Source organism: Burkholderia sp. SIMBA_062 (assembly GCF_046534765.1).
Taxonomy (GTDB): Bacteria; Pseudomonadota; Gammaproteobacteria; order Burkholderiales; family Burkholderiaceae; genus Burkholderia; species Burkholderia ambifaria.
Window position 1 is genome coordinate 83,888 of record NZ_JAWRYD010000003.1, and the last position, 26,418, is coordinate 110,305.

Annotated in this window: 23 protein-coding genes and 1 pseudogene; 15 read left to right on the forward strand and 9 right to left on the reverse strand. The window is 68.6% G+C overall.

All coding sequences use genetic code 11. The annotated features are described in order from the left end of the window. Positions 1–77 precede the first annotated feature (77 nt). Positions 78–1,160, reverse strand: a complete 1,083-nt coding sequence (locus SB786_RS03735) for a tartrate dehydrogenase (protein ID WP_410726253.1) — start codon at positions 1,158–1,160, stop codon at positions 78–80. 108 nt (positions 1,161–1,268) lie between these two features. Between SB786_RS03735 and SB786_RS03740 the strand changes: the two genes are divergently transcribed. From SB786_RS03740 to SB786_RS03785, 10 genes and pseudogenes are all read left to right on the forward strand, one after another. Then, entirely contained in the window at positions 1,269–2,177 is a 909-nt protein-coding gene (locus SB786_RS03740) for a LysR substrate-binding domain-containing protein (protein ID WP_410726254.1), read from the forward strand. A gap of 83 nt (positions 2,178–2,260) precedes the next feature. Next, positions 2,261–2,887, forward strand: a complete 627-nt coding sequence (locus SB786_RS03745) for a LysE family translocator (RefSeq protein WP_410726255.1) — start codon at positions 2,261–2,263, stop codon at positions 2,885–2,887. A 14-nt stretch (positions 2,888–2,901) separates the two neighbouring features. Beyond that, a complete protein-coding gene (locus tag SB786_RS03750; protein ID WP_410726256.1) occupies positions 2,902–3,663 on the forward strand; it encodes a class I SAM-dependent methyltransferase in 762 nt (253 codons plus the stop codon). 58 nt (positions 3,664–3,721) lie between these two features. Further along, positions 3,722–3,847 carry a hypothetical protein gene (locus SB786_RS03755; RefSeq protein WP_410726257.1) on the forward strand — a complete coding sequence of 42 codons (126 nt, stop codon included), beginning with the start codon at positions 3,722–3,724 and terminating at the stop codon, positions 3,845–3,847. Next, positions 3,844–3,978 carry a hypothetical protein gene (locus SB786_RS03760; RefSeq protein ID WP_410726463.1) on the forward strand — a complete coding sequence of 45 codons (135 nt, stop codon included), beginning with the start codon at positions 3,844–3,846 and terminating at the stop codon, positions 3,976–3,978. The genes SB786_RS03755 and SB786_RS03760 overlap by 4 nt, the downstream gene beginning before the upstream one ends. Positions 3,979–3,983: 5 nt before the next feature. Further along, positions 3,984–5,207 carry an RtcB family protein gene (locus SB786_RS03765; RefSeq protein ID WP_410726258.1) on the forward strand — a complete coding sequence of 408 codons (1,224 nt, stop codon included), beginning with the start codon at positions 3,984–3,986 and terminating at the stop codon, positions 5,205–5,207. 16 nt (positions 5,208–5,223) lie between these two features. After that, positions 5,224–5,331, forward strand: a pseudogene (locus SB786_RS03770) (DNA polymerase beta superfamily protein); the annotation flags it as partial. A gap of 152 nt (positions 5,332–5,483) precedes the next feature. Further along, positions 5,484–6,638, forward strand: a complete 1,155-nt coding sequence (locus SB786_RS03775; RefSeq protein WP_410726259.1) for a DUF1176 domain-containing protein — start codon at positions 5,484–5,486, stop codon at positions 6,636–6,638. A 176-nt stretch (positions 6,639–6,814) separates the two neighbouring features. Then, positions 6,815–8,110 carry an O-acetylhomoserine aminocarboxypropyltransferase/cysteine synthase family protein gene (locus SB786_RS03780; protein ID WP_410726260.1) on the forward strand — a complete coding sequence of 432 codons (1,296 nt, stop codon included), beginning with the start codon at positions 6,815–6,817 and terminating at the stop codon, positions 8,108–8,110. 533 nt (positions 8,111–8,643) lie between these two features. Further along, entirely contained in the window at positions 8,644–9,246 is a 603-nt protein-coding gene (locus SB786_RS03785; protein WP_410726453.1) for a J domain-containing protein, read from the forward strand. A 46-nt stretch (positions 9,247–9,292) separates the two neighbouring features. Here SB786_RS03785 and SB786_RS03790 read toward each other — a convergent pair whose 3' ends face one another. The 6 genes from SB786_RS03790 to SB786_RS03815 all read right to left on the reverse strand — a co-directional run bounded on the left by SB786_RS03790 (position 9,293) and on the right by SB786_RS03815 (position 16,974). Beyond that, complete coding sequence (locus tag SB786_RS03790) at positions 9,293–10,483, reverse strand: phosphotransferase enzyme family protein (protein ID WP_410726261.1); 1,191 nt, start codon at positions 10,481–10,483, stop codon at positions 9,293–9,295. 36 nt (positions 10,484–10,519) lie between these two features. Then, positions 10,520–11,131 (reverse strand): nicotinamide riboside transporter PnuC, encoded by a 612-nt coding sequence (gene pnuC, locus SB786_RS03795; protein WP_410726262.1) that lies wholly within the window; start codon positions 11,129–11,131, stop codon positions 10,520–10,522. Between the two features lie 59 nt (positions 11,132–11,190). Further along, entirely contained in the window at positions 11,191–13,422 is a 2,232-nt protein-coding gene (locus SB786_RS03800) for a TonB-dependent siderophore receptor (RefSeq protein WP_410726263.1), read from the reverse strand. 488 nt (positions 13,423–13,910) lie between these two features. Further along, a complete protein-coding gene (locus SB786_RS03805; protein WP_410726264.1) occupies positions 13,911–14,114 on the reverse strand; it encodes a DUF2970 domain-containing protein in 204 nt (67 codons plus the stop codon). Positions 14,115–14,235: 121 nt separating this feature from the next. Then, positions 14,236–16,290, reverse strand: a complete 2,055-nt coding sequence (locus tag SB786_RS03810; RefSeq protein WP_410726265.1) for a pyridoxamine 5'-phosphate oxidase family protein — start codon at positions 16,288–16,290, stop codon at positions 14,236–14,238. A 39-nt stretch (positions 16,291–16,329) separates the two neighbouring features. Next, on the reverse strand, positions 16,330–16,974 hold the full coding sequence (locus SB786_RS03815) for a glutathione S-transferase family protein (protein ID WP_410726266.1): 645 nt from the start codon (positions 16,972–16,974) through the stop codon (positions 16,330–16,332). 127 nt (positions 16,975–17,101) lie between these two features. Between SB786_RS03815 and SB786_RS03820 the strand changes: the two genes are divergently transcribed. Continuing rightward, the gene (locus SB786_RS03820) at positions 17,102–18,058 is read left to right on the forward strand and encodes a LysR family transcriptional regulator (RefSeq protein WP_410726267.1); all 957 of its coding nucleotides are present in this window, start codon (positions 17,102–17,104) and stop codon (positions 18,056–18,058) included. A gap of 103 nt (positions 18,059–18,161) precedes the next feature. On the opposite strand, the gene SB786_RS03825 is transcribed toward SB786_RS03820, so the two are convergent. Next, positions 18,162–18,827: a TetR/AcrR family transcriptional regulator gene (locus tag SB786_RS03825; RefSeq protein ID WP_410726268.1), complete on the reverse strand. Its 666-nt coding sequence runs from the start codon at positions 18,825–18,827 to the stop codon at positions 18,162–18,164. 139 nt (positions 18,828–18,966) lie between these two features. Between SB786_RS03825 and SB786_RS03830 the strand changes: the two genes are divergently transcribed. Then, entirely contained in the window at positions 18,967–20,532 is a 1,566-nt protein-coding gene (locus tag SB786_RS03830) for a flavin-containing monooxygenase (RefSeq protein ID WP_410726454.1), read from the forward strand. Between the two features lie 7 nt (positions 20,533–20,539). After that, positions 20,540–21,526 (forward strand): alpha/beta fold hydrolase, encoded by a 987-nt coding sequence (locus tag SB786_RS03835; protein WP_410726269.1) that lies wholly within the window; start codon positions 20,540–20,542, stop codon positions 21,524–21,526. A gap of 82 nt (positions 21,527–21,608) precedes the next feature. Here SB786_RS03835 and SB786_RS03840 read toward each other — a convergent pair whose 3' ends face one another. After that, complete coding sequence (locus SB786_RS03840; protein ID WP_410726270.1) at positions 21,609–22,007, reverse strand: carboxymuconolactone decarboxylase family protein; 399 nt, start codon at positions 22,005–22,007, stop codon at positions 21,609–21,611. 377 nt (positions 22,008–22,384) lie between these two features. Here SB786_RS03840 and SB786_RS03845 point away from each other — a divergent pair, with 377 nt between their 5' ends. Continuing rightward, on the forward strand, positions 22,385–24,451 hold the full coding sequence (locus tag SB786_RS03845; protein ID WP_410726455.1) for a collagen-like triple helix repeat-containing protein: 2,067 nt from the start codon (positions 22,385–22,387) through the stop codon (positions 24,449–24,451). Positions 24,452–24,571: 120 nt separating this feature from the next. After that, complete coding sequence (locus SB786_RS03850; protein WP_410726271.1) at positions 24,572–25,855, forward strand: isoprenylcysteine carboxylmethyltransferase family protein; 1,284 nt, start codon at positions 24,572–24,574, stop codon at positions 25,853–25,855. Positions 25,856–26,418: the final 563 nt, after the last annotated feature.

A 26,418-nucleotide genomic window follows, 5' to 3' on the forward strand; every position in this document is an offset into this window, starting at 1 on the left:
GCGGGCAGACAATTCGTGGCCGTAAATCGATGTCGAACGGCTGCGCACGCGCGCGGCCGCTACCGTCATCGTTGCCGTCAGGCCGTGGCCGTCGCGTTCGCGACGCGCTCACAGACGGCCGCCGTCACCTGCGCGGTGCTCGCGCTGCCGCCGAGGTCGCGCGTATGCAGCGATGCGTCGGCCGTGACGGCCTCGATCGCCTGCATCACGCGCGCGGCGGTATCTGTCTCGCCGAGATGCTCGAGCAGCATCACGACCGACCAGAACGTGCCGACCGGATTCGCGAGGCCCTTGCCCATGATGTCGAACGCGGAGCCGTGGATCGGCTCGAACATCGACGGATAGCGGCGCTCGGGATCGATGTTGCCGGTCGGCGCGATGCCGAGGCTGCCGGCGAGCGCGGCGGCGAGATCGCTGAGGATGTCCGCGTGCAGGTTCGTCGCGACGATCGTGTCGAGCGACGCCGGGCGGTTCACCATGCGCGCGGTCGCGGCGTCGACGAGCTCCTTGTCCCACGCGACGTCGGGGAATTCCTGCGCGACCTGCTTCGCGATCTCGTCCCACATCACCATCGCGTGACGCTGCGCGTTGCTCTTCGTGATGACGGTCAGCAGCTTGCGCGGACGCGACTGCGCGAGCCGGAACGCGAAGCGCATGATGCGTTCGACGCCGGCGCGCGTGAGGATCGACACGTCGGTCGCGGCCTCGATCGGATGCCCCTGGTGCACGCGGCCGCCGACGCCCGCGTATTCGCCCTCCGAGTTCTCGCGCACGATCACCCAGTTCAGGTCGTCCGGCCCGCAGCGCTTCAGCGGCGCGTCGATACCGGGCAGGATGCGCGTCGGGCGCACGTTCGCGTACTGGTCGAAGCCCTGGCAAATCTTCAGGCGCAGGCCCCACAGCGTCACGTGGTCGGGCACGTCGGGGTCGCCCGCCGAGCCGAACAGGATCGCGTCCTTGCCGCGCAGCGCGTCGAGGCCGTCGGCCGGCATCATCGCGCCGTGCTGGCGGTAGTAATCGGCGCCCCAGTCGAAATCCTCGAACTCGAACGCAAAGCGGTCGCTGCCGCGGGCCAGCGCTTCCAGCACCTGCTTGGCCGCAGGCACCACTTCCTTGCCGATGCCGTCGCCGGGAATGGTTGCGATACGGTAGGTCTTCATGCTGACATCCTCGATTGATCGTAAGCGTGAATGCACTTTACCGAACCGGCAGTGCGGTAACCGGTGCTAGACTCAAAGCATCTTTAACTTTTATTCACGAATCCTGTCATGTCGGATACCGTCCAGCCGGCCGATCTCGGCTTCTTCTCGACGCTGGCCGCGTCGGGCAGCCTGAGCGCGGCCGCGCGCGAACTCGGGCTGACCGCGGCGGCCGTCAGCAAGCGGCTCACGCAGATGGAGCGCCGCGCGGGCGTGACGCTGGTCAACCGCACGACACGGCGCATGATGCTGACGCCCGAGGGCGACGTGTATCTCGACTACGCACGCCGGATCCTCGATCAGATGGACGAACTGGGCGAACTGCTCGGCAGTGCGAAACATCGGCCGAAGGGGCTGCTGCGCGTGAACGCGACGCTCGGCTTCGGGCGCAGCCACGTCGGCCCGGCGATCTCGCGCTTCGTCGCGCGCTATCCGGAAGTGTCGGTGCAACTGCAGTTGTCGGTGATGCCGCCCCCGCTGACGGACGACGCGTTCGACGTGTGCATCCGCTTCGGCGAGCCGCCCGACACGCGCGTCGTCGCGCGGCGGCTTGCGCCGAACCGTCGGCTGCTGTGCGCGGCGCCCGCGTATCTAGCTCGGCACGGGGCACCGGGCACACCGCACGAGCTGACGCGGCACAACTGCATCGGCATCCGGCAAGGCGATGAAGGCTACGGGATCTGGCGGCTCACGAGCGGACGCGGCGCGGCGCGCAACACGGAGGCCGTGCGGATCAACGGGAATCTGACGACGAACGACGGTGAGATTGCGGTGAAGTGGGCGCTCGACGGACACGGGATCCTGATGCGCGCGGAATGGGATCTGCGCGACTATCTCGCCGACGGGCGGCTGGTCGTCGTGCTGCCCGATTACGAGACGCCGGCCGCCGATATTTACGCGGTGTATGCGCAACGGCATCAAATGTCCGCGCGGATCCGCGCGTTCGTGGACTATCTGGCGGGGGAGTTGGGCGGTTGACGGGGGTGCGGGCGGACGAGCGCCGAACCGAATACAATGCGTCGATCCTCCCCCGCCGCTGCGCCCACCTTGCTGGAGCCGCCATGTTCGACCTGACCACGCTGACCACCTTCACGGCCGTCGTTCTGGGCCTGTTCCTGATCCCCGGCCCCGCCGTGCTGCTCGTGCTGAGCCGCACCGTGCAGGGCGGCCGCAAGATCGGCATCCTGACCGGTCTCGGCGTCGCGAGCGGCGATTTCGTGCATACGCTGTTCGCGGCCGTCGGGCTGTCGGCGCTGCTGATGACGTCGGCGCTCGCGTTCAACGTCGTGAAGCTGGTCGGCGCCGCGTATCTGATCTACCTCGGCGTGCGTGCGCTGCTCGATCGGCCGTCCGATCCGTCGCTGCCGAAGGTGTCGGCCGTCACGCCGCTGAAGGCGTACCTCCAGGCGATTCCCGCCGAAGTGCTGAACCCGAAGACCGCGCTGTTCTTCCTCGCGTTCATGCCGCAGTTCGTGCATCCGGAACGCGGCTCGACGTTCGTGCAGTTCGCGGTGCTCGGGCTGATCTTCGTCGTGCTGAGCTCGCTCTACACGACGCTGATCGCGTGCTCGATCCGCCCGCTCGGCCGCGTCGTGAAGCGGCTCGCATGGCTCACGCGCTGGCAAGGGAAGATCATCGGCTCGATCTTCATCGCGCTCGGGCTGCGCGTCGCGGTACAGCAGCGCTGACCCGCGCGCTTTGCATGACGTCCGGCGCCGCGCCTGCCGGCGAACGCCTCTATACCGACCCGCGCCTCGTCGCGGTCTACGACCGGTTCAATGCCGGTGATCGCGACTTCGCGTTCTACGCATCGCGCATCGGCGCCGCGCGGCAACGGATCCTCGATCTCGGTTGCGGCACCGGCACGTTCGCGCGGCGGCTTGCGTCGGCCGGACACGACGTCGTCGCGATCGATCCCGCGCCCGCGATGATCGGCCATGCGCGACGCCAGCCTGGCGCCGACGCCGTGAGCTGGTTCGCGTGCGGCCTCGACGGCCTGCCGCGCAGTGCGCCATTCGACGCCGTCGTGATGACCGGGCACGCGTTCCAGTGCCTGCTGACCGACGCGGAGATCGACGCGACGCTGCGCGGCGTGCGGCGCGTGCTGACCGATGGTGGCCGCTTCCTGTTCGAAACCCGCAATCCGCGTGTCGAGCCGTGGCGTGCGTGGACACCGCAGGCGTCCACATCCCGCATCGATTCGCCCGAATTCGGCATCGTCGAGCTACACCACGCGGTGACCGCGGTCGACGGACCGATCGTGTCGTTCGACACGGTCTACCGCTTTCACCGTGACGATACCCAGGTGAAGAGCGCGAGCCGGCTGCGCTTCATCGCGCAAAGCGAACTGCAGGCGCGGGTCGCGGCCGCCGGATTCTCGTCGGCGGACTGGTGCGGCGACTGGCACGGCGCGCCGTTCGACGACGCGGTCAGCGCGGAGATCATCGCGATCTGCCGCGTGTGAGCGTCGAACACCGCGCCAGTTCCATTGGACGGCCCGCGCGAGTGCGCACGACGACGCGATGCAGGATGCGTCGCCGCGTGTGGCCGCGCCGAAACCACGCGCCGCCCACGCGATCGCGTCGGACCCCGATCCGGGCGATGCGTATCCCCCGGCGGCCATCGAAGAAAAAGACAACAATATGTGAAAGCGCCGAACACCGCGAAGGTGAGGGAAAAGAACGCGACGGCGCTGCGGTTCAAGGATCGGGAAACGCTCGAGCGCGTCGCGCAACGGATCGACCGTGCCGCGCCGGACGAACGCATGAAAGCATGGTGATGCAAATGAGTAACGACGATTATCAGGTGATGGAACTGGCGAACGGCAAGCCGGTGAAGATGTGGACGCAAGGCGTCGCTGTCGAGGACGACGCGCGCACGCAACTGCGCAACACCGCGCAGATGCCGTTCATTTTCAGGCACGTCGCGGTGATGCCCGACGTCCACCTCGGCAAGGGCTCGACGATCGGCAGCGTGATCCCGACGAAGGGCGCGATCATCCCGGCCGCGGTCGGCGTCGATATCGGCTGCGGAATGATGGCCGCGCGCACGACGCTCACCGCAGCGGACCTGCCGGACTCGCTCGGCGGCCTGCGCGGCGCGATCGAACGCGCGGTGCCGCACGGCCGTGCGCCGGGCCGCCGCGATCCGGGGGCATGGGGCGACCGCATGCCGGCCGCCGTGACCGAGTCGTGGAAGTCGCTGCTGCCGGGTTTCAAGCGCATCGTCGACAAGTATCCGAAGCTGGAAAAGACGAACCACTACGCGCATCTGGGCACGCTCGGCACGGGCAACCACTTCATCGAGGTGTGCATCGACGAAGCGGACCACGTGTGGTTCATGCTGCACAGCGGCTCGCGCGGCGTCGGCAATGCGATCGGCAGCCTGTTCATCGAACTCGCGCAGGCCGACATGCGGCAGCACATCGCGAACCTGCCGGATCGCAACCTCGCGTATTTCACCGAGGGCAGCCGGCACTTCGACGATTACGTCGAAGCGGTCGGATGGGCGCAGGACTACGCGCGCCGCAACCGGCAGGCCATGATGGACGCGGTGATCGGCGCGGCGCGTGGCGTGATCGCGAAGCCGTTCTCGGTCGACGAGCACGCGGTGAACTGCCATCACAACTACGTGCAGCGCGAACGCCACTTCGGCGAAGACGTGCTCGTGACGCGCAAGGGCGCGGTGTCGGCGCAGAAGGGACAGCTCGGAATCATCCCGGGCTCGATGGGCGCGAAGAGCTTCATCGTGCGCGGGCTCGGCAACCCGGAAAGCTTCTGCTCGTGCAGCCACGGCGCGGGCCGCGCGATGAGCCGTACGGAAGCAAAGCGCCGCTTCACGGTCGACGATCAAGTGAAAGCAACCCTGGGCGTCGAATGCCGGAAGGACGCGGGCGTGGTCGACGAAATCCCGATGGCCTACAAGGACATCGATGCCGTGATGGCCGCACAGCGCAGCCTCGTCGAAGTGATGCACACGCTGCGGCAAGTGGTGTGCGTGAAGGGATAGCGCGGCGGCGCGCTTGATGACGGAACGCGAGGACGTACAGCGACGCCACCACGTGAGCATGCTGTTCGCCTGCGAATCGGGATCGGGCAGCCGCGGCTGGGGCTTCGCGTCGCCGCCCCGCGATCCACGCGCTCTTGGACAACCGTCACACGAATCGTCACCGTAGCGGCGGTATACTCGATACTGTCCGGCCGTGCCCGACCCGCATCGCGCACCCGCGATGCGCGTGCAACCGGACATCCGCCGTTCGCCCCGTCACCGCCGATACGAACCGTCATGTTTCGTCATCTCCCGCTTGCCGTCGCCGTCACCCTGCTCACCGCGTCGCTCTCCGCCGCCGCGCGCGATTCCGCGCAACATTCGGTCGCGCGCGACTTCAAGAACTGGTCAGTCGTTTGCGACAACGCGAACCGCTGCATCGCCGAAGGCGGCAACGACGACATCGACGACACGCGCACCAGCATGATCGTGCGACTCACGCGCGATGCCGGCGCCGACGCGCGGGCGTCGCTGGAAATCTTCGCATCGGCGCCGCTCGACCTGCGCACCGCACGTGCGGACGGCCAGCCGTTCGACGCGGTGCCGGCCGAGTGGCACGCCGTCGCCAGGACAGGCAATGAAGATGCCGGCGTCTATCCGTTTCGCATCCGCACCAGCGACCCGACGACCGTCGACGCGTGGCTGACCATGTCGCACAACGCACAGATGGTGAGTTTCGGCGACCCGGCCGCCGCGCGCACACCGCGCGTCTCGCTGTCGGGGCTCAATGCCGCGCTGCTGCTGATCGACGACACGCAGGGCCGCATCGGCACGGTGACCGCGCTGCTGCGCAAGGGCACGCGGCCCGCGTCGTCGGTGCCCGCCGCGCCGGCGTTGCCGCCCGCGCCCGTTCCCGCACCGCGGGTGGCCGACCTCACGCCCGCCGAACAACGTCCACTGGTCGACGCGGTGTTCGACAAATTCAGCGGCAACGTGAAGCGTTGCGTGGCCGATGCAGGCGACGAAATGTCGGCGCACGATCGCCGCAAGACGGCGTCGGCCATCGCAATCTCGGCCACCGACGCGATCGTGTCGATCCCGTGCCAGACGAGCAGTGCGTACAACCATACGGACCTCTGGTATCGCGTGCATCGCAGCGCGCCGTACGCGCCTGCACCGCTGGATTTCGGCGAGCACGCGAGCGCGGGGCTCGATCCGGCGTCGTTCACGAATCAGTTGACCGAAGCAACCTACGATCCCGCGCGTGCGCTGCTGTCGAGCCTCGACCGCGTGCGCAGTGCTGGCGATTGCGGATCCAGCGCGTCGTGGGTGTTCGACGGCCGGCGCTTCGTGTTGAACGACGTCGCGATGCACGGTGCCTGCAACGGGTTGCTCCAGGATCAGTGGCCGCGGCTGTATCGCACGGCCGGTTCGATCGAAAACGCGCGCTGACGCACCGGCGTCGGCTCACTCAAGCGCCGACGATCGAGATCGAGACCCCGTCCCAGCCCTTCATAAAGGGCATTCCATGCGCGTCGCCCCCATAAGCAACAAACCATTCGTTCTAAAGAAAGCCGCGCACGTCCTCCTATAATCGCTCGACCATCACAACAACAGACGGAGCACCCATGACCGATCAGGCCGTATCGAACTGGCGCCTCGAAACCATCGCCGTGCACGGCGGCTATCGCCCCGACCCGACCACGCGCGCGGTCGCGGTGCCGATCTACCAGACCGTTGCGTACGCATTCGACGACACGCAGCACGGCGCGGACCTGTTCGACCTGAAGGTCCAGGGCAACATCTACACGCGCATCATGAATCCGACGACGGACGTGCTCGAGCAGCGAATCGCCGCGCTCGAGGGCGGCATCGGCGCACTGGCGCTGGCGTCGGGCCAGGCGGCCGTCACGTACGCGATCCAGACGATCGCGGAAGCCGGCGACAACATCGTGTCCGCCAGTTCGCTGTACGGCGGCACCTACAACCTGTTCGCGCATACGCTGCCGCAATACGGGATCACGACGCGCTTCGCCGATCCGCGCGACCCCGCATCGTTCGAGCCGCTCATCGACGCGCGCACGAAGGCGATTTTCGCGGAATCGGTCGGCAACCCGCTCGGCAACGTGACCGACATCGCCGCGCTCGCCGAGGTCGCGCATCGCCACGGCATCCCGCTGATCATCGACAACACGGTGCCGTCGCCGTACCTGCTGCGCCCGTTCGAACACGGCGCGGACATCGTCGTGCATTCGCTGACGAAGTATCTCGGCGGCCATGGCACGAGCCTTGGCGGCGCGATCGTCGATTCGGGCAAGTTCCCGTGGACGCAGCATGCGGACCGCTTCAAGCGGCTCAACGAGCCCGACGTCAGCTATCACGGCGTCGTCTATACGGAAGCGTTCGGGCCGGCTGCCTATATCGGCCGCGCGCGCGTCGTGCCGCTGCGCAACATGGGCGCGGCGATCTCGCCGTTCAACGCGTTCCAGATCCTGCAGGGCATCGAGACGCTCGCGTTGCGCGTCGAGCGCATCAGCGACAACGCGCTGAAGATCGCGCAGCATCTCGCGCGCCATGAACAGGTCGAATGGGTGAACTACGCGGGGCTGCCCGATCACCCCGACCATCCGCTCGTCGCGCGCTACCTGTCGGGCCGCGCGCCCGGCATCCTGACCTTCGGCGTGAAGGGCGGCCGTGACGGCGGCGCGAAGTTCCAGGACGCGCTGAAGCTGTTCACGCGGCTCGTCAACATCGGCGACACGAAGTCGCTCGCCACGCATCCGGCCTCGACGACGCACCGCCAGCTATCGCCCGCCGAACTCGCGAAGGCCGGCGTGAAGGAGGAAACCGTGCGGCTGTCGATCGGCATCGAGCATATCGACGACCTGCTCGCCGACCTCGACCAGGCGCTCGCGCAGCTATGACCCGAAGCGGGCGCGCTAACGCGCCCGCTTTCGATTGTGCGACGACGGTTGCGTCATCGGTCGAAGACGAATCACGCGAGTCGCACCGCGCCGCATCCTCCCGCATGACAAAAATTTCATGTTCCGATCAGCTTGGCGATGGGTCGCTTCGATACGATCGACAACGTGACGGGCAATGCCCGTTACACCCATGCAAGCGATTCGTTGCCGCACGGCACGAACACGCGTTAGGCCCGGACACGTGACGTGCCGGGCCTTTTTTTGTTCATCGCGGATTAGCGGGGCAGCGCTGGGGAGGAATGTCGGCGTTCGGCCATGAAGCGCCGTTAGCCTGCATGCTCATTCGGACACTCGAGCGACCGCTCCAGTCGGCCAACGGCAGTTCCGATGAGAATGATTCGGATTTCGCCACTGCCAAAGCGCCCCTGACCTGCACTCGGGGTGTTCAGAACCCGGTGAATTCTCAACCCGACGGATTGGCGTTGCGGGGACATGCTACGATCAACGCGATCCGACTTTCATCCCGACGCACAATGACGACAATGTATGAATTGCTCGGTGTGTGCGAGAACGCCACCGACGAGGAAATCAAACGCGGCTACCGAAAGGCAGCGATGAAAGCGCATCCCGACCGCAACGTCGGGTGCGAAGCGGACGCGCATGCGCGATTTCAGGAGATCAAGGAGGCATACGCGATTCTCTCGAACCCGGAGCTGCGCCGCGTCTATGACACCGCTTACGCAGAGGAAATGCTCCGTCACGCACGGCTTCGCGAAGAAGAGGAGCGCTTGAAGGCGGAGCGCGAAGCGGAATATGCGCGGTTCGTGGCATTGGCGATGCGCTTCGCCGAACAAGGGCACAACCGCGACGTCGTGTTCGGTGTTCTGCTCGGCCGTGATTGCGATGTTCGACTCGCCGAGCGCATTGCCGGCAGCGTGGTCGAGTTGCACGCGTCGCGCCAGCCGGGCGCATCGCGGGACGGGCAGCATGATGAGCAGATGCCGCAATGCGACGAGAGGGCGACACAGGCGGCATCCGCGCAGGCGCCAAAGAGCGACGCGCGAGGGAGTGACGAACATGCGCATGGGGACTTTTTCAGCGCGCTGTGGCACGGCGTGTTCGGGCTGCGCCCGTGAGTCCTGGTGGGTGACAGCGCGTGCCCGGAGAGATCCGGCTCGCGCGTTACACGCTGCCCTGCTTCGCACGCCGGCGCTGCACCAGCCAGTCGAGCAATTGCCGCCCGTAGCGTTCGCCGAACCAGCGCGCATGCCCGATCAAATAACCGTCATACGCGACATCGACGATCGCCGGCGCGTCGATGATGCACCCGAAATACGCGACCTCCGACAGTGCGAACTCCGTATGCACGATCGGCAGCATCGCGACCAGCGCCGCGTACGCGTCGTCGCTCAGCGGTTCGAGCCATTCATAGCCGTCGAGCAGCGCATCGATGTGCGCGTATTCGATGCGACGCGCGTCGGGCGGCGCCATCCAGTCGACCGTGTTGCGCTCGATCGCAAGCGCGACGTCCATCACCGCGCAGGTGCGATCGGACAGGCCGAAGTCGAGCACGGTGCGCACCTGCGCGCCGGGGCCGGCGCCGGTCCACAGCAGGTTCGACGCATGCCAGTCGCCGTGCGTCCACAGCGGCGGCAGCGCGGGCAGCAGCGGCACGAGGCGCGCGTGATACGGGCCGATCGCATCCGCGACATCGCCGCGCCAGTCGCGCGTGCCGAGCGCGCGCACCAGCAGCGGCTGCGCGTCGACCCAGCGTTCGAGCGCGCCCGCCAGATCGTCGGACGACAGCACGCGGAAACTCGACAGCAGCGTGCGCACCGGCCGCGCCGGCGCATCGTAACCGGCCGACGCGCGATGCAGCTCGGCCAGCGCGCGGCCGGCCGCGTAAGCGTGCGAAGGATGCATGAACGGCTGCCACGACATCACGCCGCGATACGCGTCGACACCGGGCGCGACCACATGCACCTCGTACGTCCAGTCGCCGCACGCAAAGGCCGTCGCGCCGTTGCGGTCGGCCAGCACGTCCACCACCGGCATCCCGCGCGCGCGCAGATGCGCGATGAAACGATGCTCTTCCTCGAGCCCCGCGACGTCGCGCAGGCTCACGTGATGACGCTTGACGAACAGTGCGCGCCCGTCCGTCATCCGCACCAGCGTGGCCGCCGCGAACTGCCGCGGACTGTGCCAGGTCAGCCGCGCCGGTTCGCCGGCGCCGTCGATGCGCGCGAGCAGCAACGCCACCTCGTCGTGCGTCATCAGCGGCCAGTCGCGTTCGGCCTGCTCGCCGTCGACGCCGAACTGCGGCGGTGCGACGTCCCGCGATAGCGGCCCGTCCGGCTCGAGTGGAAATGACATGAACGACGTAGCTCCGTAGTTGAATCGGCCCGTGAATCAGGCCGCCGGATTCGCACTCGCGCGCAGCGCGTCGGCCGTCCGGCTCCAGTCGCGCCAGCCGACGACGGCGAGCGCGATGAACAGCGCATAGAGTCCGGCCGTCAGATACAGCGCCTTGAACACGAACATCCCGACATACACGACGTTCACGACGATCCACAGCCCCCACGACGCGATGTAGCGCCGCGCGGTCCAGTATTGCGCGACGAGGCTGAACGCGGTCAGCGACGCATCGACGAACGGCAGCGCCGCGTCGGTCCAGCGCGCCATCATCCCGCCGAGCAGCGCGCTGCCGACCACGGCCGCCAGCAGGTCGGGCAGCATCTGCCGCGGCCGCACGCCGGCGACGGGTGCGACATCGCCTGCCGGCGCCGCGCCGCCGCTCGCCTCCAGCGTACGCTGCGCGATCCAGCGACGCCAGCCGTACACCTGCAGCACCGCGAACGCGCCCTGCAGCAGCATGTCGGAATACAGCTTCGCGTCGAAGAAGATCCAGCCGTACAGCGCGACCGACGCGAGCCCGACCGGCCAGCACAGCATGCGCCGCTTCGCGGTCAGCCAGATCGCGAGCGCACTGACGATCACGCCGGCGATTTCGAGGGGGGACATCGTCCGTGCTCTCCTGGTTAGCTGCCGGGGCCGCGTGTCACGCGGCCGGATCCGGTCGATCAGAAATCATAGGTCAGCGACACACGCGCGGTGCGCGGCGCGCCCGGGAACAGGTACGCGTCGCCCTGCTGCTCGCCCGCGTCGCGCCAGTAGAACTTGTTGAACAGGTTGTCCACCGATACGCGCAGCACCGTTCGATGGCCGCCGATCCTCGTCGTATAGCGCGCGCCGAGATTGAACACGAACCACGACGGCACGCGCGCGGTGCCCTCTTCGTTCGCGTTGCGACCCGCGCTGTACTCGACGCCGCCCAGCATGTTCAGGCCCGCGACGCCCGGCACCGCGTAATCCGCGTACAGCGACGCGCGCAGCGCCGGCACGTTGATGATCTGGTGCCCTTCGTACGCCGGCGAACCCGAATCGTACGCGCGCGCGCGAATCGCCGCGACGCTGGCCGTCAGCGACAGCCGCTCGGTGAGCCGCCCGGCCGCGCCGAGCTCGAGCCCCTGGTGGCGCTGCGTGCCGCGCTGCACGAAGGTGTAGCTCGTGCCGGACGCATCGGGGTCGGCGAACTGGAACGGCTTGCTGATCGAGAATACGGCGGCCGTCAGGCTGAGCCGGTCGAGCCAGTCGTATTTCGCGCCGAGCTCGAACTGGTGCGATTCGACCGGCGGCAGGAACGCATACGCGTTGGTCGCGCGCACCGGCGCCTGATCACCGAGCGACAACGCCTTGCTGTACGACGCGTACAGCGACAGCACGTTCACCGGCTTGTAGACGAGCGCGACCTGCGGCAGGAACACCGAGCGGTCGGTGTGCGTCGCGTCGCCGTCGAGGCTGGCCCAGCTGCGCTGGCGCAGCAGCACTTCCTTGCCGCCCGCGAGCACCTGCCAGTGCTCGCCGATGCTGATGCGGTCGAGCCCGAACACGCCGTACTGCCAGGAATCGAGCTGCGGATACGACGGCCCGGCCGTGTTCGGCGACGGCGCGAACGCGACGTCGGGCCCGTCAATGTTCTCGCTGCCGACGTAGTCGTACACGGCGTTCGCCATGTGCACGACGCGGCGCTGCACGCTCACGCCGAGCGTCAGCTCGTGGCGTAGCGGGCCCGTCGCGAACTTGCCCGTCGTCACCGCGCGCAGGTCGTCGTTGCGGCGGTATTCGCCGGGGCTGCGGAAGTCGTACACGTCGTAGTCGCCATTCGCGCCGAAGAAGAACGGCGACGTCGCGCCGGCCGCGCAGCTCGGCGCGTAATAGCAGCCGTACGCGAACGCGCTGTTGTCGTCGATCATCGTGCGGCTGCGGCCCGCGGCGATGTAGGCGTTCCAGTCGTCGTTGAACCGGTAGTCGAAGCGCGCGTTCAGGTTCAGCGCGTCGGTGGTCACCGGCTTCGCCCACGGCTGCGTGCCGAGCGCCTTGGACGTCGTGTTGACGGACGGCACGACGGTGCCGCCGAGCAGCTGATAACCGGGTGCGGAACGCTGAATCCACTGCTGGAATTCCGCGTTGAACTGCAGGCTCGCGCGTGGGCTGATGTCCCAGTCGGCGGCGATCGAGCCGAACGTGCGCCGTCCGTTCGTGCCATCGATGTACGAGTGCATGTTCTCCTTCGCGGCATTGATCCGGAACCCGAACTGGTGGTCGGGGCCGAAGCGGCGGCCGAGATCGACGGCTGCCGACGTCGAGCCGCGGCTGTCGACGCCGGTCGTCACGCTCGCGACGTTCGCCGAGCGCTTCGTCACGAAGTTGATCACGCCGCCCGGCGCGACCACGCCGCTGTCGATGCCGGCCAGCCCCTTCAGGATCTCGACGCGCTCCTTGTTCTCGAGCGGCACGTTCTGTTCGCCGGATACCGTCAGCCCGTCGATCCGGATCGCGCTCGCGAGATCCACCGGGAAGCCGCGAATCGCGAAGCCCTCGAAGTAGCCGACGGGCGCGTAGTCGTTGACGACCGACGCATCGTTGCGCACCACGTCGCTCAGGCGCTTGGCCTGCTGGTCGTCGAGCTGCGCGCGCGTGACGACGCTGACGGAGGCCGGCGTGTCGCGCAGCGGCGCGTCGTCGAGCCCCGCGACCGACGCTTCGCGCGCGCGAAACGCGCCGCCGCGCTCGCCGCTGACCGCGATCGCCGGCAGCGTCGCGCTGGCGGCCGCATCGGCTTCGGGAGCCGGCGCGTCGCCCTGTGCCGCGGCGGCCTGCGCCGCGAAAAGCGTGATGCCGACACCGACGCCAAGGCCGACCTTCGCGCGCCGCCGCCGTGCGGGCGACGCTGTTGTTCTATTCACCGTCATTGTTCTGGATGGAAAACTCGCCACTCGACCCTGTCGAAACACGTTATGCAGCCGCGAAGCGCAGCCTCGCTGCATGACCCCGCGACGGTCCCGGCGAGCCGCGGGGCACGACCGTCGGCACGACGTTCATCGGACGAATCTGACGATCCGGCCGCATGCGTGCCGAGCGATCGGGAATGCGCGGGATGGGACATCGGATACCGGTGACGCGCCAGGCGCCGACGCGGCCGCCGATCCGCGGATCGGGTGCGTTGTCGGCCGGTCGGCTGCGTCGCTGGTCAGGTCATGCAGGGGACGCTTCGAACGCCCCGGTGCGAGCGCCGGGTATTTGCGTACGCCGTTCGTCGGAACGGCGGAATGCCCGTCGCACGCGACATCGCGGCGTGGCGCGCATTTTACCCCGGGCGGGCTGAAGGCCGGAGAATCGGCCGAAACGGAAGGCGGGAGGGGGAGCGCGGGAATGGCAGCCCGCGTGGTTCGGCGAGCGCTCAGAACCCCTGCATCGTCACCGTCGGATCGACGACCAGATGGACGACGCCGTAGATCACCGCGCCGACCAGCACCGCGAGCGCGATCGCGACGAACGGCAGCAGCGTGAAGTTGACGTTCGCGAGATCGGACGCGTGCGCCTTGCTGTTGCGTACGCCGAAGAAACTCCACAGAACCAGGCGGATCATGCTGAACAGTTTCACGATGTTGCTCCTTTCCTCTATCGGTTGACGCTATCGTCGATCCGACAGGCCTCCTGAAAAAGAAGCAGTTGCGAGCGTTTTTTGCGCAGCACGCGCTGTGCGACCGCATGCCGCACATACTTCAGCGGTCGAGCACGAGCGGCTCCGCGGCCCCTTCGGCAGGCTGCGCGACGCACAGCAGCGCGCAGCCGGGCTCGACCGGTGCATCGTGCGACTGCACATAATCGACCGCCCCGGACAGCACGCGCATCGCACACGTGCCGCACGACCCCGACCGGCATTCGGACGGCACCGCCACGCCGTGACCTTCCGCGAATTCGAGCAGCGTGCCGTCGGCGGGCGTCCACGCGGCGTCGCGTGCGGAACGGCGGAACACGACGGGCACGCTCCCCACCGACGGCGCTCCCGCCGCGCGGGTCGCACTGCGCACGACACTCGACGGCCCGAATGCCTCGAAGCGGATCCGCTCGTCCGGCACGTTCAGCGCACGCAGTCCGTCGTACAGATCGCGCATGAACGCGGACGGCCCGCACAGGTAGAAATCGTAGTCGTCGAACGGCAGGATGCGCTTCAGTTGCGCGACGTCGATGCGGCCCGGCCGCGCCGCGCCATCGCGCTGCGGCCGGCTGTCGAACCAGTGCAGCGCCACGCGTGCGTCGGCGTCCGCGATGCGCGTCAGCTCCGCCGCGAACGGCCGATCGGCCGTATCGCGCGCGCCGTGCACAAACACGACGCGGCGCGACGGCGTGTCGTCCGCCAGCGCGCGCCGCAGCATCGCGAACATCGGCGTGATGCCGATGCCGGCCGACACCAGCACGGCCGGACGCGGGCTCGCGACGTCGAAGGTGAAGCGGCCGCGCGGCATTTGCGCATCGAGCGTCATCCCCGCATGTGCGTGGTCGTGCAACCATGCCGACACGCGTCCTTCGCGCTTCACGGTGATCCGGTAATGCGGTGCGCCGGGTGCATCGGAGAGCGTGTAGCTGCGGATCGCGGGCGCCTCGCTGTCCGGCAGCACGATGCGCAGCGTCAGATGCTGCCCGGCTTCATGGGCCGGCAACGCGCCGCCGTCCTCCGGTTCGAAATGAAACGACCGGATCGCGCGCGCTTCGTCGACGATCTTCGCGATGCGCAGCGAGCGCCAGTTGGAGGGCGATGCGGATGCGGACACCGAAGCCGCCTGCGCACCCGCGAGCGCCGAGCCGTCGGCCATCGCCGCAAACTGTGGCGCCCGCTCGAGCGCCGACCACCGGAACGGCAACACGCCCCGCGTGCGCCGCACTTCGCGCACATGAAACCGCACGACCCGCTGCGCGCCGTCGAACGACGCGACGAGCGGCCCGTCCCACACGATCTCCGCCCGCGCGGCGACATACAGCACGTCGCCGCTGTCGAAGTCGATGAACAGCAGTCCCGCGCGCGGATCGAGTTGCAGATTGCCGAGCGTGTTGAAGAAGCGGTTGCCGCTGAAATCGGGCGTCGTCAGCGTGCGCGCGTCGTCGACGCGCACGAAGCCCGGCATGCCGCCGCGATGCGACACGTCCGCGCCGCGCGCGGCGCCCGCACCGGCCGACGTGTTCGCACTCGCGACAAAGAACGTATCGGCCTGTGCGAGCAGCGCGCGATCCGCGTCGCTCAACCGATCCGACACGTCGGCCTCGCCGGCCGCAGCGCCTTCCCGCGCCACGAACGTGGGTTTGCGGCCCTGGATGTACTTCGCGCAGTTGCCGAAGCTCTGCTCGACCGCGATCGTCAGCGCACCGCCGTCGACCGCACGCACGACGCCGTTCACGCGATTGCGCCGGCGCGTGTCGAACTCGATGCCGAGCCCGCCGAGCGGCGCACCCGGCTGCCATGCACCGGCCAGCGGATCGCCGGGCAGCGCATCGCCGCCGATGTGCAGCGTGCGCGCGTCCGGCGCCGTCACGAAGCCGGGCATCCCGACCCGCAGCGTGGCCCACGGCTGGCCGTGCGCGTCGACGCCGCCGAGCACGAAGAACGGCAGCTGCGCAAAAAACGTCCGGTGCTGGTCCGGCATGAAGCGCCGGATCCCGCGCCGGCCTGCCGCGCGCGCGGCTTCCGTCACGCCCGCGCGCTGCTGCACGGCGAGCTCGCCCGCATGAAAAGGCGCAACGTCGAGTTCCCAGCCCGGTACGGCGGCGGTCGGTGCAGTCATCGCGTTTCTCCCGTTAAAGACGTGTCGTGGCGCTTCGCGTCAGGCGGCGAGCAGGCCGGCACGGGTCGCCGGCATGCCGACGAAGCCCGGCAGCGCCTCGACGCGCGCGAGCCACGCCCGCACGTGCGGATACGGTTCGAGCGACACGCCGCCTTCCGGCGCGTGCGCGATGTACGTGTAGGCGGCGATGTCGGCGATCGTCGGCTGCGCGCCCGCGGCGAACGGCTTGCCGGCGAGCTCGCCGTCGATCACGGCGAGTATCTTCGCGGCGGTGCGCTTAGCCGCGTCGTGATCGAGCGGCGCGTTGAACACGGTGACGAGCCGCGCGGCCGCCGGCCCCGATGCGATCGGCCCGGCCGCGTACGACAGCCAGCGCTGGACGGTCGCCGCGCCTGCCGCATCGTCGGGCAGCCAGTGCGCGTCGCCGTAGCGCTTCGCGAGATAGACGAGGATCGCGTTCGAATCGGCGAGCACGGTGCCGTCGTCGTCGATCACCGGCACCTGGCCGAGCGGATTGAGTGCGAGGAACGCGGGTTCGCGCTGCGCGCCGGCCGCGAGGTCGACGTCGACGATGTCGGACGGCAGCCCGAGCAGCGACAGGAACAGCCGGATGCGGTGCGCATGCCCGGACAGCGGGAACGAATAGACACGAACCGGACGGACGGGCTTGCTGGCGGCTGGCATGGAAAGGCTCCTGGATCTCGCGCCGCCGGGAATCGGCGACGACCAGCCCGCAGCGTAGCGCTCGCCGTTCACATCCAGAAGGCGGATAATCGCCGAAACATTATCCTTTCCCATAGGACAATCACCGATGGCCGACCTGCGCGACGTGAACCTGAACCGGCTGGCGATCTTCGTCGCCGTGGTCGATGCCGGCTCGCTGACGGCCGCGGCCGAGCGGCTCGGCCTCGCGAAGACGGTCGTCAGCACGCACATGCAGCGCCTCGAATCCGAAGTCGGCGCGAACCTGCTGGTCCGCACCACGCGGCGGCTGAGCGTGACCGACGCGGGGCGCGCGTTCTACGACGCGTGCCGCGACATCGTGCACGCGACCGAAAGCGCGCTCGACGCGGTGTCGTCCGACGCGGGACCGTTGCGCGGCACGCTGCGCGTGAGCGTGCCGATCGACTACGGCGCGCTGGTCGTCGCGCCGGCCATCGTCGCGCTGCGCGATGCGCATCCGGGGCTCGACGTCGAACAGATCGCGAACGACCGCGTCGTCGATCTCGTCGCGGACAACCTTGACGTCGCGATCCGCCTCGGCCGCCTCGCGGATTCGAACTATCGCGCGGTGCAGCTCGGTCAATACGAGAAATGGGTGGTGGCGAGCCCCGCGTTCGTCGCACGGCATGGCCTGCCGCGCGATCCGGACGCGCTCGCCGCGCTGCCGTTCGTGATGCTGTCGACGCCGTCACGCCCGCATACGCTCGAACTCGACGATACGAGCGGCGGCCATGCGTCGGTGCGCTGCACCGCGCCGGTCGTGTCGAACACCGCGACGGCCTGCCGCGCGATCGCGCTCGCGGGCGGCGGCTTCGGGTTCCTGACGGATTTCTCGATCGCGGAGGACGTCGCGGCCGGCCGGCTCGTCCGGCTGCTGCCCGCATGGCGCTCGGCGCGGGCCGGGATTCATGCGGTGTATCCGTCGACGCGGTTGCCGTCGCGGAAGGTGCGCGCGTTCATCGATGCGATGAAGGCGCGGATCGCGGCAACCGCGCCGGCGGCAGCGGATTTTCCCGCGCCGTTGATATCGAACCCCACCCGATAATTATCGATATGGGTCGCACGAGCATTCGCCAACGCGAAACACGAATCGAATCGCGACATGCGCGCAGTCGGCTTCGCCCCCTGCATTGGGGCGCCGCCAGGCGCTACCCCGCTTCCCGCAACGTGCCGAGCAGCACTTTCCTGCAACTCGCGATCATCTGGGCCTCCGGATCGCGATACTCGGTGAGCAGCCACGCGGCGCCGACGTTCGTCATCGCGCCGACCAGCGCGAGCCCGACGAGCCGTTGCTCGGTGCGTTCGGTGCGCGCGGCGGGCGTCCCGGCTTCGCGCGCCGCGCCGATCGCCATGATCAGCTTGCCGAAGTCGATCAGCATCCGCTGGTAGGTCATGTCGGTATCCGCGCTCACGCCCATCACCTCGAGCAGCAGCACGCGCGCCGCGCACGGGTCGCGCAGGAACCCGAAGAACGCGGCGAGCCCCGCGTCGACGCGCTCGCGCAGATCGCCGCCGCGCTCGGCCACCGCCCGCGCGACCGCGTCGTGCAGTTGCTGCGCGTGATGCAGGTAGGTGCAGCGCAGCAGATCCTCCGTGCTGTCGAACGCTGCATAGAAATAGCGGTCGTTGAGCTTCGCTTCCCGGCAGATCGACCGCACGGTCGCCTTGCGGAAGCCGACGGTGCCGAACACGCGCGTCGCCGCGCGAATCAGCGCGTCGCGTCGCTCGGCGGCCCGCACCTCGGGCGCGACACCGCCATATGCGCGCCCCCGTTTTTCCGTTTCGAGTGCTTTCTCCATTTCGCTATTTGACATCAGGACACCCGAAAACTAAAGTGGTGACGAATATCACCACAATAAGCACGCCACAAGTGTAGTGCAAGCGGAACGGGAGGAACGACGAATGAAGGGTTTTTCCGGCAAGGTTGCCGCGATCACGGGCGCCGGTTCGGGCATGGGCCGGGCGACGACGACCGACCCGCGCGACGCGCCGTGCGCCTGCGGCGACAGCCGCGACCTCGACGTGCTGATCGTCGGCGCCGGCCTGTCCGGCATCGGCGCCGCGTATCACCTGAAAAAGCGCTGCCCGTATGCAAGCGTCGCGATCGTCGAGGCACGCGATGCGATCGGCGGCACCTGGGACCTGTTCCGCTATCCCGGCGTCCGTTCGGATTCCGACATGTTCACGCTCGGCTACAGCTTTCGCCCGTGGCACAGCGACAACGCGATCTCGGACGGGCAGACGATTCTCGACTACATCCGCGACACGGCACGCGCGTACGGCATCGACAAGACGATTCGCTACGGCCAGAAGGTGGTGGCGGCCGACTGGGATTCGAACCGCGCGCGCTGGACGGTGCGCATCGAGCGCACGCGGGACGGGACGGTCGACACGCTAGCCTACACGTGCCGCTTCCTCTACATGTGCAGCGGCTATTACGACTACGACGGCGGCTACCTGCCCGACTGGGCCGGCATGGAATCGTTCGAAGGCCGCATCGTGCACCCGCAGCAATGGCCGCGGGACCTGTCGTACGCGAACCGGCGCGTCGTCGTGATCGGCAGCGGCGCGACGGCCGTCACGCTGGTGCCGTCGATGGCGACCGACGCAAAACACGTGACGATGCTGCAGCGCTCGCCGACCTACATCGTGTCGCTGCCCGCGCGCGACAGGATCGCGAACGCGCTGCGCCGCGTGCTGCCGTCGCGGCTCGCGCACCGGCTCGTGCGCGTGAAGAACGTGCTGCTGACGATGTACCTGTACAACGTGTCGCGCCGCAAGCCCGAGCGGACGAAGCGGTTCATCATCCGCGCGGCCGGCAAGCAGCTCGGGCCCGACTTCGACGTCGCGAAGCATCTGACGCCGCGCTACATGCCGTGGGACCAGCGCGTATGCCTGGTGCCGAACGGCGACCTGTTCAAGTCGATCCGCGCGGGCCGCGCATCGATCGTCACCGACGAGATCGAGCGCTTCACGCCGACCGGCCTGAAGCTGAAGAGCGGCCAGCAGCTCGACGCGGACGTGATCGTCACCGCGACCGGGCTGAAGGTGAAGATGCTGGGCGGCGCGCGCGTCACGGTGGATGGCCGCGCGGTCGACTTGCCGCAGACGGTGTCCTATAAAGGAATGATGTACAGCGACGTGCCGAACCTCGCATCGTCGTTCGGTTACACGAACGCATCTTGGACGCTGAAGGCCGAGCTGATCGCGCGCTACGTGTGCCGGCTGCTCAACCACATGCGTGCGAACGGCTACGACACCTGCGTGCCGCGGCTCGGCGCCGGCGACCTCGGCGACGTGCCGGCGGTGAACCTGAGCTCGGGCTACATCCAGCGCGCGGCCGGCATCCTGCCGAGGCAGGGGCACCGCAAGCCCTGGAAATTCCACCAGAACTACGTGCTCGATCTCGCGTCGCTGAAGTTCAGCGGACTCGCCGATTCGGCGATGCAGTTCGAACGCCGCGCGAAAGCCGGCCCGGCCGCCGCGCCGGTTGCCGAACCCGTACTCGAAACCCGTTGAGGCCGACATGAGCCATACGCTTCATCTGATCCAGAACGTGCTGCTCGGCGTCGTCGTGGTGCTCGCCGCGCTCGCGCTGTTTTCCGGCTTCATCGCGCGCCGCGTGACGCGCGCGTTTCCGCCCGAAGGCCGCTTCGTCGACATCGGCGGCGATCGCGTCCACTACGTCGAGTACGGCAGCGGGCCGCCGCTCGTGTTCGTGCATGGGCTCGCCGGACAGTGGCGCAACTTCGCGTACCTGCCGCTCACGCGGCTCGCGCAGCACCATCGCGTGATCCTCGTCGACCGGCCCGGCGCCGGCCGCTCGCTGCGCGGCGCCAGCTCGCAGGCGAACGTGTTCGCGCAGGCCCGCACGATCGCCGCGTTCCTCGACGCGCTGAAGCTCGACCGGACGGTGCTCGTCGGCCACTCGCTCGGCGGCGCGATCGCGCTCGCCGTCGGCCTCAATCATCCGGAGCGCGTGAGCCGGCTCGCGCTGATCGCGCCGCTGTCGCACGAGCAGACCGAACCGCCGGCGCCGTTCAAGCCGCTGATGCTGCCGTCGCCGCTGGTGCGCCGCTTCGTGTCGTGGACCTTCGCGGTCCCGCTGACGATCCTGACCGGCCGCAAGGCCGTCGACCTGGTGTTCGCGCCGGAAGCCGTGCCGCGCGACTTCCCGGTAAAGGGCGGCGGTTTGCTCGGGCTGCGCCCGCATGTGTTCTACGCGACGGCGACGGACCTGCTGTCGGCGCCCGTCGACCTGCCCGCGATGGAGCGACGTTACGCGGACCTCACGCTGCCGGTCGACGTGCTGTACGGCCGCGCCGATCCGATCCTGAACTGGCGCGTGCACGGCGAGGCGCTGGCGAACAAGTCGGCGCGCGTGCGGCTGACGGTCGTCGAAGGCGGACACATGCTGCCGGTCACGATGCCGGACGCGACCGCGGACTGGCTGCTCGAGGTTGCCGCCGCGCCGGTCGACGTGCCGGCGCAGGGTGCGCACGTCGAGCATTGAGCGACACCGGTTGACGCGGCGGTCGCGCGGAGGATTGCGGCGCCCCGGTGCTGCGGGGCGGATGCCAGGCGCCGCGCGTCGGTCACGCTTCGTCGTCGGGCAGCGACAGTCCGAGTTCCGCGATCACCTCGCGCGCGCTGCGGAACGCTTCGACCGCGGCCGGCGCGCCCGCGTACAGCGCGCTGTGCAGCAGCACCTCGCGGATCTCGACGAGACTCGCGCCGTTGTTGAGCGCGCCGCGCACGTGGCCCTTCAGCTCCGTGCCGCGGCCGAGCGCCGCCAGCATCGCGCACGTGCAGAGGCTGCGCGTCTTCAAATCGATGCCGCCGCGCTGCCAGGTGCTGCCCCATGCGTGCTCGTTCAGCCAGTTCTGCAGCGGACGCGAAAATCCGTCGAGATCGCGCATCGCGCGCTCGACGAATGCGTCGCCCATGACTTCGGTGCGGCGTGCCTTGCCCTGTTCCCTGTCCTGTTCGCTCATGTCGGTGTCCTATCTGAAGTCGCTGAAGTCGCGGCCGCTTCGGCGTCGCGCGCGGCCGGGCGGGTTCGCGTCATGTTCGCGGCACGCGGGCGTTTCGTCAAAGAGGCGGCGTTCCGGTCGCGACCACCCGCGTCGCGTAGCGTCGGGACGAACGCTACGTAACATCGCGCCGCGCGTTACGGCGCCTTACGGGAACATCACGGCAACCGCGTTCAGCCCATCTGTCGCGCCCGCCGCGCGAAACCGCCATTCCTCCGTTTAAATCGCGGCGATATTCCCGATTTCCGCAACAAAGCGCCGGTGCGTCGCGCGAAAGATGCCATGGCGCGGAATTTGCAGTAATGGCCCTGGACACAACTTCCAATGTCGAGGGCACCATGCACCATTACTTCAAGAAAACGACGGTATCGCTGGCCGTCCTGTCGCTCGTCACACTCTACGGCTGCGGCTCGGTCGACGGACCGGTCACGCCGTCGGTCAAGCCGAGCACGTCGGGAACGTCCGGGACTTCGGGGACTTCGGGAGCATCCGGGAACACCTCGACGGGTACGTCCGGGGGCGGTAGTTCCGGCACTTCCGGTGGCGGCTCGTCGGGAACGTCGGGAGGCGGTAGTTCGGGGACTTCGGGGACTTCCGGTACGTCGGGCACCTCCGGTACCTCGGGTACGTCCGGTACGTCGGGCACTTCCGGTACGTCGGGTACATCCGGCACTTCGGGCACCTCCGGTACGTCGGGTACGTCCGGCACTTCGGGCACCTCCGGTACGTCGGGTACGTCCGGCACTTCGGGCACTTCGGGCACTTCCGGTACGTCGGGCACGTCCGGTACTTCCGGTACTTCCGGTACTTCCGGTACTTCCGGCACTTCCGGCACTTCCGGCACTTCCGGCACTTCCGGCACTTCCGGCACTTCCGGCACTTCCGGCACTTCGGGTACGTCCGGTACCTCGGGTACTTCCGGTACGTCGGGCACTTCTGGTACGTCGGGTACTTCCGGCACCTCGGGCACTTCCGGCACGTCGGGTACGTCCGGCACTTCCGGCACTTCCGGCACCTCGGGCACTTCCGGCACATCGGGTACTTCCGGCACGTCCGGTACTTCCGGCACCTCCGTCACCCCGCTCGGCAACGTCCTCCAGCAAACCGGCACGCTCGTCACGGGACTTGGCACGACGGTCGCGAACGGCGGTACCCAGATCGGCGGCGTGCAGGTCCCCGGCACGAGCCCGACGACGGCCACCAGCATCGGCAACGCGGTCACCAGCCTCGGCAACGGCGTGCAGTCGCTCGGCAGCGGCGTCGCGGCCGGCCTCGGCTCGATCGGCGTGTCGCCGAACCCGCTCGGCCCGACGCTCACGTCGACCACCGGCCTGCTGACCGGCGCCGGCGGCGCGGTCAACAACCTGGGCAACGCCGTGACGAGCCTCGGCAGCGGACCGCTGTCGCCGCTCGCGCCGGCGACGACCCTGGTCGGCGATCTGGTCAACACGGTCGGAACCGCGGTCAACTCGACCGCATCGGCGCTGAACACGGCGCTGAACACCGCGCCGGTCCAGCAACTCGAGACGCAGCTCGGCAGCGTGATCAACCCGATCACGAACACGCTGACCGGCGGCGTCACGACGCCGGGCGCCACGCAGACGCTCGGCAACGCGACCCTGCTCGGCGCCCCGCTCAGCGGCCTGCTGAGCACGCTCGGCAGCGGCCTCGGCCTGGCCGGTTCGCAAGTCGGCAGCGCGACCGGCAACCCGGTCGGCACGAGCGCGGGCGGCAGCGTGTCCCAGCTCGGCAACACGGTCGCGTCGGCCGGCGGCCTGCTGTCCAGCGGCAGTTCCAGCAGCGGCACCAACCCGCTCGGCCCGATCACCGGTCTGCTCGGTACGCTGACGGGCAGCCTCGGCGGCGGCAGCAGTTCGAGCGGGTCGGGTGGCACCAGCGGAACGAGCGGCACGAGTGGTACCAGCGGCGGCCCGCTCGCGCCGATCACCGGCCTGCTCGGCACGGTGACGGGTGCGCTCGGCGGCCTCGGCTCGAGCGGAACCAGCGGAACGAGTGGCACCAGCGGCACCAGCGGCTCGGGTGTCGGCGGTCTGCTTGCGCCGGTCACCGGCCTCGTCAACTCGCTGACCCCGCTCGGCGCCAGCCTGACCGGCACGGTCACGACGCCGGGCGGCGGCCTGACGGGCAACCTCGGCGGTGCGCTGACGAGCGGCCCCGTCGGCACGCTGACGGGTTCGCTGACGTCGCCGGCCGGTGCGTTGGGCGCGCTCGGCACGGCCAGCCCGAGCGGCGCGGCCGGCACGGTGACGACGCCGTCCGGCAGCAGCGCGGTCACGACCGGCCTGACCGGCAGCTCGACCGGTGCCGCGGGCGGCACGAACACTCTGCTCGCGCCGGTGACGAACCTGCTCGGCGGCCTGCTCGGCGCCACCCCGAAGAAGTAACGCTTCACCTATCAAAACCACAGGCCAATGGCCGGGCGCGTACCAATCCAATGCCCGGCCGACGGCCGGCGTCACCCGCCAAGCGCGGGCGCCGGCCCTCATCCCGACGAGGATTCGATCATGAATTCCACCATCGGCGGCATCGCCGCGGTCCAGGACCGCCCGCCCCGTTCTGCCACCCCATTGCGCGCCGGCCTGCTCGGCATCGCGGCCGGCCTGTTCGCGCTGTGGATCACCCGCTACCAGCCGAGCCTCGACGCGGCCACACGCGCGGTCATCGCCAGCCTCGCGATCATCGGCACGATCGCGCTGCACGAAATCTTCATCTCGCGCGTCTACCTGCGCCCGAGCGCGGGACTGTCGCGGCAGGCCGTGCGTACGCTCGGGCTCGCCCGCGTCGCGACGCGGCTAGGCGCGCTGACGTCGATCTACGCCGGCATCGGCCTGCTCTACTGGCTGCTGCCCGAATATCACGGCGCGTTCTACCTGCCGTTCTGGTCGCTGCTGCGCTCGCTCGCGCCCTACGTGATCGTCGCCGCGCCGTTCTACTTCGCGTGGATGGATCGCCACCAGCGCGAGACCGACGACGCGTACCTGCTGTGGGGCCGCTTCCTGTTCCGCCGCGAGAAGCCCGCGAGCTGGCGGCCCGTGCGCGAGATGCTCGCCGGCTGGGGCGTGAAGGCGTTCTTCCTGCCGCTGATGACCGTCTACCTGTCGAAGGACGCCGATCACCTGAGCGCATCGCTCGCGAACGCGATGCACGCGCCGATGACGCTCGCGACCTTCGTATTCCTGTACGACCTGTCGTTCACGATGGACCTGATGTTCGGCACCGTCGGCTACCTGTGCACGTTCCGCATCCTCGACAGCCACGTGCGCACCGTCGAGCCGACCACGCTCGGCTGGGTCGCCGCGCTGATGTGCTACCAGCCGTTCTGGTCGCTGATCTCGAACAACTACATCCGCTACGAAGGCTCGCTGTTCTGGGACAACTGGCTGTTGTCCGCGCCGACGCTGCGCGTGATCTGGGGCGCGGTGATCATCCTGCTGCTGATGACCTACGCGCTGTCGACGATCTCGTTCGGGCTGCGTTTCTCGAACCTCACGAACCGCGGGATCATCACGTCGGGCCCGTACCGCTTCACGAAGCATCCGGCGTACATCACGAAGAACCTGTCGTACTGGATGGTGTCGGTGCCGTTCGTCGAGCCGCTCGGCTGGCAGCTCGGGCTCATGCACTGCGCCGGGCTCGTCGCGGTCAACCTGATCTACTACACACGGGCGAAGACGGAAGAACGGCATTTGATGCGGGATCCCGACTATCGTGCGTATGCGGAATGGATCGCTCGGCACGGGCTGTTCGCGCGGGTCAGGCAGGCGTTCGGGGGGCGGCAGGCGGCGTGAGGGGGTCTCGCGCTCATCGGTTCGATGAGCGCGCCGAGTATGGAAGGTCCGGCGGAACGCGTGCGAAAAAAGGAGGAGATTTCACACGTGTTCGCAAGCGGAAACACCTGAAGTCGAACGGCGACGCGCAAGCTCACGCATCGCCATCACACGCGGCCCCTTGCGACCAATTGTCGCGAAACACGCCGATTCCCCGCGTTTCGTCGCTTTTCTCCCGCCGTCCGATTGCCCGCCCCGTGTCGGTCGCGTATGGTGCTGACCGTCCGCGCGCCTGTCGCCGGACCCCCGACCGTCGTCCCGCACGACGGCCGCGCGGGCCCTGCCCGCCGTCACCGTCTCCGCGGATCGCCGTCCTCCGGCGCCGCGCGTTCATGAGGAGAGAGGCGTGATCCACAAAGTCCTGATCCTGTTCGCACTCTGCATCGCGGGCGTCGCCGCGATCGCCGCCGGTTTCCAGCACATCCCCAGCTGATTCGCGGCCCCGGCTCGCGCGTCGAGCCCGGGGGCCGCTTCCCTGTCCATTCCCCGTTGCGATGAACCCCTTTCTCGATGCGCCCGGGACG